The following is a 15688-nucleotide window of genomic DNA, read 5'->3' on the forward strand; positions in this document are numbered from 1 at the left end:
CGAGGAATTCTGGGCGAACCTCAGCCAGGGCAAGGACAGCATCACGGAGATTCCGTCCGAGCGCTGGGACCACACCCTCTACTTCGACGAAGACCGCAGCAAGGCGGGCAAGACCTACGGCAAGTGGGGCGGCTTCATCGACGGCGTGGACCTGTTCGATCCGCTGTTCTTCAATATCTCCCCGCGCGAAGCGGAGCTGATGGACCCGCAGGAGCGCTTGTTCCTCGAATGCGTGCACGCGACGCTGGAAGACGCCGGCTACACGCGCGACAACGTGGCCGACGAGGGTGACGTCGGCGTGTTCGTTGGCGTGATGTATGAGGAATATCAGCTTTATGGCGCGCAGGAGCAGGCGCGCGGTCGGTTCATCGCCATGCCCGGCAGCCCGGCGTCCATCGCCAACCGCATCTCCTATGTGTTCGATTTCAACGGCCCGAGCATGGCGCTGGACACCATGTGCTCGTCGTCGCTCACGGCGATTCACCTGGCCTGCCAGAGCCTGCAGCGCGGCGATTGCGCCGTGGCGATCGCCGGCGGCGTGAACGTGTCGGTCCATCCGAACAAGTACCTCATGCTCGCCCAGGGCAAGTTCATTTCCGGCAAGGGTCGCTGCGAGAGCTTCGGCGAGGGCGGCGAAGGCTACGTACCGGGCGAGGGCGTGGGTTCGGTGCTGTTGAAGCCGCTGGCCCAGGCGATCGACGATGGCGACCACGTCTACGGTGTGATCAAGGCCACGGCGGTGAACCACGGGGGAAAGACCAACGGCTATACCGTGCCCAATCCGAACGCGCAGGCCAGGGTGGTCGAGCGGGCGCTGCGCAAGAGTGGCATCGACGCGCGGGCGGTGAGCTACATCGAAGCCCACGGCACGGGCACCAGCCTGGGCGATCCGATCGAGATCGCCGGCCTGTCGAAGGCGTTTCGCCACTGGACCCAGGACACGAGGTTCTGCGCGATCGGTTCGGCCAAGTCGAACATCGGCCACTGCGAAAGCGCGGCCGGTATCGCCGGCGTGACCAAGGTCCTGCTGCAGATGAAGCACGGGCAACTGGTGCCGAGCCTGCATTCGCGTGTGCTCAATCCCAACATCGATTTCGACCAGACGCCTTTCGTGGTGCAGCAGGAGCTGGCCCCGTGGCCGAAGCCCGCGGTCGGGTCGCGTATAGCCGGTATTTCCTCGTTCGGTGCGGGTGGGGCGAATGCCCACGTGGTGATCGAGGAGTACCTTGCGCCGGTAGCGACGTTCGTCGCATCGGGTCCGGCGTTGATCGTGCTCTCCGCTCGCAGCGAAGAGCGCCTTCACGAGCAGGTGCGACAGCTCCTCTCGGCACTCGCCGAGGCCGGGGACATGGCACTCGCCGATCTCGCCTACACGCTACAGGTAGGACGCGACGCGATGGACGAACGTCTCGCCGTGCAGGTGGACTCGCTGGACGAACTGCGCGAGGCGCTGACAGGTTATCTGGCCGGCGGTGCAACCCGCGTCAGCCTCTACCGGGGCCAGGCGAAACGCAGCAGGGAAGCGCTGGCGGTCTTCGCCGGCGACGACGATGTCGCCGCCATCGTCGAGGCGTGGGTGACGAAGGGCAAGTTCGGCAAGTTGCTCGACGGCTGGGTGAAGGGGCTGGCGGTTGACTGGAACGGCCTGTACGGCGCCGAGCGTCCTCGCCGTATCAGCCTGCCGACCTATCCGTTTGCCCGCGAGCGCTACTGGGTACCGGTCGGCACGGAGGTCGTGATGCCTCCGGTTGCGCGAGTGGCCGAACCGACAGGGCCGATAGCGACGCTGTCATGGCAACCGGTGTGGACGTCGCAACGTCCGCCGGCGCCGACCCATGCGACGGGCGGTCCGGAGGGGCATGTCGTGCTCGTCGCCGGCGGCGAGGACATCGATTCAAAACGCATCGCGGCCATGTTCCCCGACGCGCGGTGCATCGTCATGGCATGGGGTGCCGACGTCACAACGCAGTACGCATCCATCGCTGCCACCTTGCTCGACCAGTTGCGCTCGCTGGCGGGTGCGCCTGGCAAGCATCGGGTCCAGGTGGTCGTCCCGCGTGACGGAGCGGCCGGCGTGCTGGCCGGACTGGGCGGCATGCTGCGTACCGCCGCGCAGGAGAGCTCGCGCATCGTCGGCCAGGTCCTTGCCGTCGAAACGGGGCAGGACATCGTGCAGGCGCTGCGCGAGAACCTCGCAGGCGACGACGCGCACGTCCGTTATGTCGGCGGCGAGCGGCAGGTAGCGCAGTGGGTGGAATGCGCGGACGCCGCCGCCGGGGCATTGCCGTGGAAGGCCCACGGCGTTTACCTGATCACCGGCGGTGTCGGCGGCCTGGGGATGATCGTCGCCCGCGATATCGCACGACAGGCTGAGCATCCCGTGCTCATCCTGACCGGGCGCTCGCCAATGGATGAAGCGATCAGGGCGCGCATCCGCCCGCTCGAAGCCCTGGGTGCCACGGTTCGTTACCACGCGGTCGACGTGGCCGACGAAGCCGCCATCACCGAACTGGTCCGCGGGATTCCGGAAGAATTCGAGAGCCTCGACGGCATCATCCATAGTGCGGGCGTCATCCGCGATAGCTTCCTGGTCGCGAAGACCCATGAGGAACTGCTGGAGGTACTCGCCGCCAAGGTCGACGGCACCGTTCATCTCGACGAGGCGAGCCGCGACATCCGGCTCGACTGCTTCGTCTGCTTCTCGTCCATCGCATCGGTGATGGGAAGCGTGGGGCAGGCCGACTATGCCGCTGCGAACGGCTTCATGGACGCGTTCGCCCACCATCGCGCGGAACAGGTGAAGCTGGGTCGTCGCCACGGGCGCACGCTGTCGATCAACTGGCCCTTGTGGGACGAAGGCGGCATGCAGGTGGATGCCGCGACGCGCGCCATGATGGTGCAGCAAATGGGCATGCATGCGATGGCCACCGAAGAAGGCATCCTCGCGCTGCACCAGGCGTTGGCTAACGCGTCGAACCAGGTCCTTGTGGTCGCCGGTGACGCGGTGCGACTTCGCCAGGCGATCGCGGCCGGCCCCGCGCCTGCGGCGTCGCGGCACGTCGCGGCGGCTCAGCCGTCTTCCGCGATCTCCCAGGCCACGCTCGAGGAATCGCTCAGGAACGACCTCGTGACCCTGGTGTCGTCCCTGATCAAGGTCAGGCCCGCCGACCTCGATGGCGGCACGACGTTCAGTGAGTACGGTTTCGACTCGGTCTCGCTGACCGAGTTGAGCAACGCATTGAACCAGCGATACCAGCTGCGCCTCGCACCGACGTTGTTCTTCGAGTACCCGACGCTGGACGGGCTTGCCGACCACCTGCTCCGTGACCACCGCGACGCGCTTGCCGATCGGTTTGCCGACGCGATGCAGGCGACGGCGGAAACGGCCCAGCCTCGATCCGGGGCTGCTCCCGCTCCGGCATCGCGGCCGAACGACGCCCACGAACCGATCGCCATCATCGGCATGAGCGGCCACTTTCCGCAGGCGCGCGACATCGCGGCGTTCTGGGAAAACCTGCGCGAGGGCAGGGACTGCATCGGCGAAATACCCGCGGACCGCTGGGACCGAAACCTGACCCGGATCGGCTGGGGCGGTTTCATCGACGGCATCGACGAGTTCGACCCCCTGTTCTTCGGTATTTCACCGAAAGAAGCCGAACTCATGGATCCCCAGCAGCGGCTGATGATGATCCACGTGTGGAAGGCGCTCGAAGACGCCGGCTACGCCGGCCCGGCGCTGTCGGGTAGCGACACGGCGATCTATGTCGGCACCGGCGCGACCGGCTACGGCACCCTGGTGAACCGCGCCGGTCGCGGCGGCGAAGCACATGCCTCGACCGGTGGCGTTCCGTCGGTCGGACCCAATCGGATCAGCTATCTGCTGGACTGGCACGGACCGAGCGAACCGGTGGAGACCGCATGCTCCAGCTCGCTGGTCGCCCTGCGGCGCGGCGTCATGGCGATCCGCAACGGTGACGCGACAGTCGCCGTCGTCGGCGGTGTGAACACGATCGTGACCCCGGAGCCGCACATCAGCTTCAACCAGGCCGGCATGCTCAGCGAGGACGGTCGTTGCAAGACCTTCTCCCGCACAGCGAACGGGTATGTCCGCGGCGAAGGCGTCGCGATGCTGGTCCTGAAGCGACTGGCCGATGCCGAGCGCGACGGCGACCACATCCATGGTGTCGTCCGCGGCGTCGCGGAGAACCACGGTGGCCATGCGAATTCGCTCACCGCGCCGAATCCGACGGCACAGGCTGCGGTGGTCAGGAAGGCGCATGAACAGGCCGGGATCGACCCACGCACCGTGACGTACATCGAGGCGCACGGTACGGGGACGCCACTGGGCGATCCGGTCGAGATCAACGGGTTGAAGGCGGCGTTCCAGGCGATGTACGCCAGCACGGACGGCGCTGCCGTCGCCTCGTCGCATTGTGGCCTCGGTTCGGTGAAGACCAACATCGGTCATCTGGAACTCGCCGCCGGCGTCGCGGGCGTGATCAAGGTCCTGCTGCAGATGCGCCACCGGACCCTGGTCAAGAGCCTGCACAGCGAGGAACTCAACCCGTATATCGACCTCGTCGGCAGTCCCTTCTACGTGGTTCAGCAGACACGGGACTGGACCGCCATGCACGATGACGATGGCAGGCCGCTGCCACGTCGTGCCGGCGTGAGTTCGTTCGGCTTCGGTGGTGTCAACGCGCATGTGGTCCTCGAGGAATACCTGCCCGCCACCGCCGTGGCTCCGGTGATCGATGGCCCGGCTATCGTGCTTCTGTCCGCGCGCAACGAACATCGCCTGCGCGAACAGGTGAGTTCGCTGCTCGCGTTCCTCGCGTCGCCGCAGGCAGCCGGCATCGCCTTGCACGACCTCGCGTATACGTTGCAGGTAGGGCGCGAAGCGATGGAAGCGAGGCTCGGCGTGATCGTCGGGTCGCTCGACGAACTGCGCCAGCAGCTGTCCGCGATCGTCGCGGGTGAGCCCGTAGCGGCCCGCCCCGAACCGGACGAGCGACGCCGAATGCTCGATGCCTGGCTCGCGGGCGGGACCTTCGACGGGCAGACGCTCTACGTCGGCGCACGCCCCCGTCGCATCAGCCTGCCGACGTATCCCTTCGCACGCGACCGCTACTGGGTCCATGCCGAGGCCTCGGTGCCTGGCACCGACGAGCACGCCACCTACCTCACGCCCATCTGGGACGTCGTCACCCCGTCGCTCGACGCAGCCGTCTCGCGTCCGGCGGAACGTCTCGTCATTCTCGGCGGCACGGTGCAAGAGCAAACGGCGTGGCAAGCCATCTTCCCCGCCGCCGCGTTGCTGCCGCTGCCCGCGAGTGCCGGCATCGCGGACATCGAAGCCGGTCTACGCGCGCTTGGCCCGATCGATCATGTGGTGTGGATGCCGCCGACGCCGGAAACAGGCAGCGACGATGAAGGCCTGATCTCGGGTCAGCAGGAAGGCGTGGTGCTGGGCTTCCGCCTGCTCAAGGCCTTGCTCGCGCTCGGCTACGACGAACGCCCGCTGCACTGGACCGTCCTCACCCGGCAGACCCAGGCCGTCCATCGTGGCGATGCCTTGCTGCCGACCCACGCCGCCGTACACGGCTTCCTGGGCGTGGTAGCCAAGGAATTCCCTCGCTGGTCCTGGCGAGTGCTCGACATGCCTTCGGCGGCATCCTGGCCGATGGAACAGCTGCTGCGGCTGCCTTTCGATCGACGCGCCGACGCACTCGCATGGCGCGCCGGCCAGTGGTTCCGGCAGACGTTGCTGCCGGTGGTCACGGCGATGGAGCCGCCGGCCGCACCCGTGTACCGACAGGGCGGTGTGTACGTCGTCGTCGGCGGTGCGGGCGGTATCGGCCAGGCGTGGAGCGAACACATGATCCGCACCCACCGGGCGCAGATGGTCTGGATCGGCCGACGCGAGCGCGATGAGGCGATCGAGCGTGCGCAGGCACGCCTGGGCACATTCGGCCCGATGCCGATGTACATCGTTGCCGACGCGACGGACAGGACGGCGCTGGAACGCGCGCGAGACCAGGTGCTTGCGTGTTTTCCGGCCATCCACGGTGTGGTGCACGCAGCGATCGCCTTGCTGGACAAGAGCCTTGTCCAGATGGACGAGGCGCGCCTGCGCGCCGGACTGGCCGCCAAGGTGGACGTCAGCGTGAGGTTGTCGCAGGTGTTCGGCGCGTTGCCGCTGGACTTCCTGTTGTTCTTCTCCTCCATGCTCAGCTTCACCAGGGCGGCGGGGCAGGGCAACTACGCGGCCGGCTGCGCGTTCAAGGACGCCTACGGCTTGCAGCTCGCCTCTCGGTTGCCGTATCCGGTGAAGGTCATGAACTGGGGTTACTGGGGCGATGTCGGCGCCGTCGCTTCGCCCGGATACCGCGACCGCATGGCCCGGCAAGGCATCGGCTCGATCGGGGCGGCCGACGGCATGCGCGCCATCGAGCAGCTGCTCCGCTCGCCCTTGCCGCAGCTGGGCTTCCTCAAGACGGTGACCGGCGTTGCGCAAGGCGAGTTCGGTGCATCGATCGGCACGACGCAGGTGAGCCACGCGCCGCCTGCGTACGAGTCACTGGCCAAGGCACTGGCTGCCGAGCCTTCCTCCACGACGTTGTCGCTCGATGTCGCGCGACTGGCCGACGACAAGCGGCAGATCGACCGCCTGGCGTTGGCGATCCTGCGCGGTGAACTCGAGGCATCGGGCTTCACCGATGTTAACGACACATCGGGTCTGCAGCCTGCCTATGCCCGGTGGCTCGCGCATAGCCTTCACTGGATCGCGCAGGCGGACGCCGAGGGCGCAGGTCGTGGCGGACGGGCGCTGGATGCTGCCTGGGCCGAATGGGAGCAGGGCAAGGTTGCCTGGACGACACCTGGCCACGTGCGTCGCGCACAGGTGAATCTGGTCGACAACATGTTGCATGCGTTGCCGGCCGTTCTTCGCGGCAGCGTGCCGGCGACGAGCGTGATGTTTCCGGACTCGTCGATGCATCTGGTCGAGGGGATCTACCAGGGCAATGCCGTCGCCGATCACTTCAACGATGTGCTGTGCGACCAGGTGGTGGCGTTCGTGGCCGCGCGCCTGCGACAGGATCCCGAAGCACGTGTGCGGATTCTCGAGATCGGCGCGGGCACCGGTGGGACCAGCGCACGGATCATGGCGCGGCTGGCACCGTATGCGGCGCATGTGGCCGAGTACTGCTACACCGACCTGTCGCGTGCGTTCCTGCTCCATGCCGAGCGGAAGTATGGACCGCTGTATCCCTACCTCACCTATCAGCTGCTGGATATCGCACGTGCGCCGGATGGCCAGGGCGTGGAGGCAGGCAGCTACGACCTGGTCATCGCGACCAACGTGCTGCATGCGACGCGCGATATCCGCGAAAGCCTCCGCCATGCCAAGGCGATCCTGCGCACGCACGGCCTGCTCATGCTCAACGAACTGAGCAGCTGCGAGCTTTGGGCGCACCTGACCTTCGGCCTGCTGGATGGCTGGTGGCTGTACGAGGATGAGGCGCTGCGCATACCGGGGTGCCCGAGCCTTGCACCTTCGCGCTGGGAATCCGTGTTGCGCGAGGAAGGCTACCGGCATGTGTCGTTCCCCGCGGCATCGGCCCATGCCCTGGGGCAGCAGGTGATCGTGGCGGAGAGTGATGGGGTGGTGTGGCAGGCGGTGGAGGAGGGGCTATCGCCGCTGAAGCGGCTCCCACAGGAGCGGGTGCAGGAGCTATCGCCGCTGAAGCGGCTCCCACAGGGGCAGCTGCCACAGGAGCAGCTGCCACAGGAGCGGGGGGCACAGGAGCGGGGGGCAGAGGACGATCGGGGCGCTGGCATGGCGGACTCGTCGGAGGGCGTGTTGCTGGAAAAGTGCCGTCTGCGGATCAAGGGCTTGATCGGGCGGGCACTGAAGATGCCGCTGGCGGATATCGATACTAGGGCCGGCCTCGATCGCTACGGGGTGGATTCCATCCTCGTTTTGGAGCTCACCAACCAGCTGCGCGAGGCCTTCGCGGAGATCGGGCTGGAGGACGCGGTCACCACCACCTTGTTCTTCGAGTATCCGAGCATCGATGCGCTGGCGACGCATTTCGTCGCGACCCAAGCACAGGCGATGATGCGTTGGGTAGGCATGGCGAGGGGCATCGTGGCGGCGACGGCAGATGCCCGCCATCCGCTGCTACAGCACGACAGGTCCGATGCTACGGGCGTGCGCTTCAGCAGCCGCTTCGACGGCGAAGAGTTCTTCTTCGCCGACCACCGGGTGGGAGGTATGCGCGTCCTGCCCGGCGTGGCGCAGCTGGAGATGGCGCTTGCCGCCGCGCGTGAAGCGCTGCCGCAGGTGCCGGTCCTGTCGTTGAGCGACGTGGTCTGGGCCCGACCGGTGGTGGCGGGCGCGGCCGGCGTAGAGCTTCACGTGGGTCTGCGAGCCGGGGCCGACGAGGCGATGCACTATGAGATCGCCGATGCCGCCGCCGGCCACTCGGCCGTGTGTGGCCGGGGAACGGTGGTGGTCTCGGCGCACGCGGCGCGCGAGGGCGTGCCGGTTCCCCGCCATGACCTTGCCGCCACCCGCGCGCAGTGCGCCGTGGTGCATTTGGACGCGGCGCAGTGCTACGCCGTGTTCGACAGCAAGGGCCTGGACTATGGCCCGGCTTTCCGTGGCCTGGCCGAGCTCTTCGTGGGGCAGGGCCAGGTGCTGGCAAGGATCGAACTCCCTCGCTCGGTCGCTGGCTCTCTCGAGCAGTACACCTTGCACCCCAGCCTCATGGACGCGGCCCTGCAAGCGACCTTGGGACTGCAGATCGCCACCACCGGCGCGGAAGACATCGCGCTGGCCCTGCCGTTTGCCCTGAAGACGCTTGACGTGTTGTCGCCGTGCACGGAGCACATGTGGGCGATCGTCCGGTACAGCCCTGGCTCGTCGCCTGGCGATGCCGTACAGAAACTCGATATCGACCTTTGCGACGAGACCGGTGCGGTCTGCGTTCGCTTCGGGCAATTCAGCTTGCGCGTTTTTCATCCCAAACCGACCCACGGACTGACCACTGAGCGGACGACTCCAGCTATGAGCGATCTCACGGGCATCACCTCGAACAAGCCGTTGCGTGAAAAGAGCATCCTGCAGTTCCGAAAAATGGTAAGCCGCGCGTTGTCGCTTCCGTTGGATGCCGTGCAGGCAAACATCGGCTTCGACGAGTACGGCATCGATTCCCTCCTCGTGATGGAGCTGACGAACGGCCTGCGCGAGGTATTTGGCGAGGACAAGGTCAGTACGACCGTGTTCTTCGAGCACAGGGATATCGATGGCCTGGTCGACCACTTCATCGGCAGCGATGCCGATGCCTTGATGCGCTGGACGGGCATGCTGCCCACGGTCGCCGCACTGGCAGCCACGCGCGAGGCCCCCGCGCTCGCCACGGCGCGCGGGGAAGACCCTGCCGTGGTCCGCGCGACAGCCACGGTGGCCAGCGCGCCGGCGGTCCAGGCGGGGTTCGACGTCGCGATCGTCGGCCTGTCCGGGCGCTACCCCGGTGCGGCGAACGTCGACCAGTTCTGGGCGAACCTGGTCGAAGGCCGGAACATGGTCGTCGAAGTGCCGTCGGACCGGTGGGATCACGACCGCTACTTCGACGCCGAGAAGAACCAACCCGGCAAGACGTATACGAAGTGGGCAGGGCTGCTCGACGACATCGACACCTTCGACCGGCTGTTCTTCAACATCACGCCGCGCGAGGCGCAGCTGATGAGTCCACAGGAACGCCTGTTCATGCAGGAAGTTCATGCGACCATCGAAGACGCCGGGTACACGGCGGCGAACCTGAGCGCGAGCCGCAAGGTCGGCCTGTTCGTCGGCATCACCAACGAGCACTACGCCACCGGCGCGCGGTTCTGGTCGGTCGCCAACCGCGTTTCCCATCTCTACAACTTCCAGGGGCCGAGCCTGGCGGTGGATACCGCGTGCTCGTCGTCGTTGACGGCGGTGCACCTGGCGATCGAGAGTCTGCGCAGCGGCGATAGCGACGTCGCCGTGGCGGGCGGCGTGAACCTGATCGTCGCGCCGACCCAGCTGATCGACCTGGCCTCGATGAACATGCTCGCCAGCGACGACCGCTGCAAATCCTTCGCCGCGGATGGCGACGGGTTCGTCGATGCCGAAGCGGTCGGCGCGATGCTGCTCAAGCCCTTGCACCGGGCCGTGGCGGATGGCGACCACATCTACGGCGTGATCAAGGGCAGCGCGATCAACTCGGGGGGCAAGACCAACAGCTACATGGTTCCCAGCCCGCAGCTGCAAGCCAGTCTGGTCACCGACGCGCTGCGCAAGGCAGGCGTGGACGCACGTTCGGTCAGCTACGTGGAAGCACAAGGCACGGGGAGCAGCCTGGGCGATCCGATCGAGATCGCCGGGCTGTCCCGCGCGTTCCGCCACTGGACCTCGGACAGGCAGTTCTGCGCCATCGGCTCGGCAAAATCCAATATCGGCCACAGCGAGAGCGCGAGCGGTTTCGTCGGGGTGAGCAAGGTGCTCATGCAGATGAAGCACCACACCCTGGTTGCCAGCCTGCACGCGGGTGCGACCAATCCCAACATCCGCTTTGCCGACACGCCGTTCTTCGTGCAACAGACCTCGACGCCGTGGCAGCGTCCCATGCTGGAGATCGACGGCCAACGGCGCGAGTTGCCGAGGATCGCCGGCGTCTCCTCGTTTGGTGCCGGTGGCGCGAATGCGCACGTGGTGATCGAGGAATACATTGCGCCGGCGCATGCCGGCGTGGCGGAGGGGCAGGGCAGCCAGGGGCCGGTCATGATCGTGCTGTCCGCGCGCACGCCGGATCGCCTGCAGTCGCGGGTGGAACAGCTTCTGGCCGCGATCGCCCCGGCCGGCCTCGGTGGGGACATGACGCTGGCGAACGTCGCCTATACCCTGCAGGTGGGGCGCGAAGCGATGGAGGAGAGGCTCGCGCTGGTGGTCGAGTCCCTCGATGAACTCCGGCAGAAGCTGGCCTCGCTCGCGAACGGTACGACGGACATCGAGGACGTCTACCGTGGCCAGGCAAAGCGCAATGCGTTCTCGATGCTGTCCGACGATGAAGACATGCAGGCGGCCGTGCAGGCCTGGGTCGGCAAGGGCAAGTTCGGCAAGCTGCTCGACCTGTGGGTCAAGGGCTTCGCGTTCGACTGGCAGGTGTTGTACGGCGCCGGACACCTGGCGACCTCCGGCAGGGTCCAGCCCCGGCGGGTCAGCCTGCCGACCTATCCGTTCGCCGGTGAGCGTTACTGGACGGACGTCCGCTATCCGGCGCCGACGTCGCCCGCGCTCCTGGCGGCGGCTGGGGCGGACGCTATCGCTCCGGCGCCGGCGGACGTCGCGCCCGCGGACCGGATCGCGATCGTGGCCAGGATCTGGCAGGACCTGCTCGGCCGCCCCTCGGTCGCCGCCGACGACGATTTCTTCGAGCTCGGTGGCCATTCCCTGCTGGCCACGCAACTCGTCGCCCGACTTCGCGCGACGTTCGGCGTCGACCTGCCGGTGAGTGCCGTGTTTGAAGCACCGACGGTGACGGCGCTGGTCGAACGCATGAGGTCGATCGCACCGGAGCCGAACCTTTCGCCCGAGCAGGCCCGTCCCGCAGCGGTCGACAGGCACGCACAGGACGCGGTGTATCCGCTGTCCTTCGCCCAGCAGCGTCTGTGGTTCCTGGACCAGTTGGAAGGCCACAGCCCGACCTATAACATTCCGGCCGCCGTGCGGCTGAAGGGTAAGCTCGATGTCGACGCGCTGCAGGGCGCGTTGAACGATGTCGTCGGCCGTCACGACGCCTTGCGCGCGACCTTCGAAAGCGTGGACGGCACGCCCGCACAGCGGATCGCCGAGCGTCTCGACCTGGCCCTGCTCCTGCACGACCTGCGCGCGCTGTCGCAGACGGAGCGCGATGTCAAAACGCGCTGGCTGATGCTCGACGAGGCACGCACGCCGTTCGATCTCCAGCGGGGTCCGCTTGTCCGCGGAAGCCTGCTGCAACTGGCCGAGGGAGAACACCTGCTGCTGCTCACCATGCATCACATCGTCTCCGACGGCTGGTCCATGGGCATCTTCGTGAAGGAACTGGGCACGCTCTACGCCACGCGTGCACTCGGCGCGCCACCCTCCTTGTCCGAGCTGCCGATGCGCTACGTGGACTTCGCCAGCTGGCAACGGCAGTGGCTCAGCGGCGATGTGCTCGATCGCCAGCTCGACTACTGGAAGCGGCAACTGGCCGGCAGTCCCACCCTGTTGACCCTGCCCACGGACCGCCCGCGGCCGCCGATGCAGACGCAGGATGGCGCCGCGCTGACCTACGCCATCCCCGCCGAACTCGCCGCCCGGCTCCAGCAGCTGAGCCGGAAGACCCAGGCCACCCTGTTCATGACGTTGTGCGCGGCGTTCAACATCCTGCTCGCGCGTTATTCGGGACAGAGCGACATCTGTGTCGGTACGCCCATCGCCAATCGCAATCGCAGCGACATCGAGGAGCTGATCGGCCTGTTCGTGAACACCCTGGTGCTGCGTACCCAGGTCGACCTCGGTCGCGGTTTCACCGATCTGCTCAGGCAAGTGCGGGCGAACACGCTGGATGCCTACACGCACCAGGACGTGCAGTTCGAGCAGCTGGTCGGCGCGGTGCAGCCCGAGCGCCATACCAGTTACTCGCCCCTGTTCCAGGTCATGCTGGTGCTGCAGAACGCGCCGATGAACCTCGCCTTGCCCGGTCTGCAGCTGGAGCTGGTGCCGCACGAATGCGTGTCGGCCAAGTTCGATATCACGCTGACCCTCACCGAGGACAAGCAGGGCCTGCACGGCTCGTTCGAATACAACACCGACCTGTTCGACGCCAGCACGATCAAGCGCATGGCCGGTCACTTCACCCATCTGCTGCAGTCGATCGTCGATGAGCCGGAACGTGCCGTGGGCGAGCTGTCCATGCTGGGTGTCGCCGAGCGGCGGCAGCTGCTATACGCCTTCAACGATACCGCCAGGGTCTACCCGAACGTCGGCACGGCGACGCAGACGTTGCACCAGCTCTTCGAGGTGCAGGTGGCGCGCGATCCCGGCCGCGTCGCGGTGACGTATGAAGGCACTTCGCTGACGTATGCGGAGCTGAATGCGCGGTCCAACCGCCTCGCACGCCACCTGCGTTCGCTCGGCGTGGGTCCGGACGTGCTGGTCGGGCTGTGCACCGAACGTTCGCTGGAGATGATCGTCGGCTTGTACGGCATTCTCAAGGCGGGCGGTGCGTACGTGCCGCTCGATCCGACCTATCCGTCGGACCGCCTGGCCACCATCGTTGCGGACGCACGGCCCGCCGCGATCCTGACACAGCAGCATCTTCGCGACCTGGTGCCCATGGTCGCAGGTCTGCCCGTGTTCGCGCTGGACAGCGAGGCCGGCTCCCTGGCCGGCTACGAAGCAGGCAACCCGATCAACGCGACGCAACCGTCGAACCTTGCCTACGTGATCTACACGTCGGGTTCGACCGGCAAGCCCAAGGGCGTCGGCATCGACCAGCAAGGCATCGTGAACCGGCTGCAGTGGATGCAGGAGGCCTATCCGTTGACGCCGGTCGACCGCGTCCTGCAGAAAACGCCTTTCAGCTTCGATGTATCGGTCTGGGAGTTCTTCTGGCCGTTGATCGAAGGCGCGACGCTGGTGGTCGCCAAACCCGGCGGCCACCAGGACGTCGCCTATCTGGCCGGCCTCATCGATGCCGAGCGCATCACCACCGCGCATTTCGTGCCGCCCATGCTCGAGGTCTTCCTCAACGAACTGGAAGCCGGTAGCGGCGCTTCCTTGCGCCAGGTCATGTGCAGCGGGCAGGCGCTGCCGCTCGAACTGCAACAGCGTTTCTTCGCCACCTGGGACCATGTGGCCTTGCATAACCTGTACGGACCCACCGAGGCCTCGGTCGATGTCACCTATTGGCCGTGCAGCAAGGACAGCACGCTGGGCAGCGTACCGATCGGCATGCCGATCGCGAACATCCAGATCCACATCCTGGACGAGTCGCTCAACCCCGTGCCGGTCGGCGTGGTCGGGCATCTTTACATCGCCGGTATCGGTCTGGCGCGCGGCTACATCAATCGTCCGGAGCTCACCGCGCAGACCTTCATCCCGAATCCGTTCAGCGCCACGCCAGGCGCCCGGATGTACCTGTCGGGCGACCTCGCGCGTTACCTGCCGGACGGCACCATCGAATACCTCGGACGCAGCGACCATCAGGTCAAGATCCGTGGCCTGCGCATCGAGCTGGGCGAGATCGAATCGACCCTCGCGGCCATGGACCCGGTACGTGACGTGGTGGTGCTGGCACGGCCGGACGAACGCGGCGTGGCCCGCCTGGTGGCCTATCTGGTCGCCCACGACGGCCGGGCGATTCCACAAGCGACCGCCCTGCGTATCGGCTTGTTGCAAACCCTGCCGGACTACATGGTGCCGGAGTATTTCGTCGTACTGGACGCGATGCCGTTGACGAGCAACGGCAAGGTGGATCGCAAGGCCTTGCCGGCGCCGGAGATGGCCCAGGGCGAAGCAGGCTACGTCGCCCCGCGCTCGGCCACGGAGAAGGCGCTCGCGGCGGTCTGGGCCGAGGTGCTGAAAGTCGACCGGGTCGGCGTCACCGACGACTTCTTCGAACTCGGCGGGCACTCGCTTCTGGCCACGCAACTGGTCTCGCAGCTGCGCAAGCGAAAGGTCACCGACCTGGAGCTGCGCGACCTCTTCTCCTACCCGACGCTTGGCGCGCTGGCCAGCTTCGTCGATTCGAGCAAGACCTCGGAGCTTCACCCCAACCTGGTGCCCATCCGCCGGAGCGGAACATCCAATCCACTGTTCCTCATCCACGCGATCGGCGGTGGCGTGCAGTTCGCCTTCGACCTGGCCCAGCATCTGGACGCCGACCAGCCGGTTTACGGCCTTGCCGCAAGCGGGCTCGACGTCGGCGAGACACCGCGGGCAAGCATGGACGAACTGGCGACGGCCTACCTCGACGCCATACGCCAGGTACAGCCGTCAGGGCCGTACTTCCTCGCGGGCTGGTCGCTGGGCGGCATGATCGCGTACGAGATAGCCCATCGCCTGCTGACCGCCGGCAAGGCCGTCCATTTCGTCGGCATGATCGATACCGGCAGCCCCTCGATGCGCGCGCGTCAGCTGGCCGAGCATCCCGTCAAGTCCGACGCATGCAGGGCGCTGTTGACGTGGATCATCGACGTCAATCACGTCGCCGATGCGCGCCTGCATCCCGCGTTCGACGAGCTGATGGCCATCGCAGGCCGCGGCGACCTCGAGGCGATGCTCGCCGTGTGCCAGCGCGAGGCGTTGATCCCGAACCACCTCGAGCCGGACCAGGTCAGGCGCACGCTGGCGCTCTATCGGGCCAGCGCAAAAGCGGCGGACGATTATCGGGCGCCACCGGCGAAAGCCGCGGTGACGTTCTTCGCTGCCGATCGCGCCGAGGGCGAGGACCTGACGCTGGGCTGGAACGACATACTCGGCAAGCATCTGCGCGTGGCACGCATCGGAGGAAGCCATCTGTCCATCGTGAGGCCGCCTTACATCGAGAAACTGGCCCGGGATATCGCCGGCAGGCTGCAAGGCCACGCACGGAAGATCGAATGGTCCGTCAACCAATGACCGCCCCGA

The 15688-nt window shown here is 66.8% G+C and carries 1 protein-coding gene; it reads left to right on the forward strand.

From position 1 onward, the window contains the following. A partial coding sequence (locus tag VM621_RS12965; protein ID WP_325469385.1) for a non-ribosomal peptide synthetase occupies window positions 1-15679 on the forward strand: 15679 nt, incomplete at its 5' end. Window positions 15680-15688 lie beyond the last annotated feature (9 nt).

This window comes from Luteibacter sp. (genome assembly GCF_035539195.1).
Taxonomy (GTDB): Bacteria; Pseudomonadota; Gammaproteobacteria; order Xanthomonadales; family Rhodanobacteraceae; genus Luteibacter.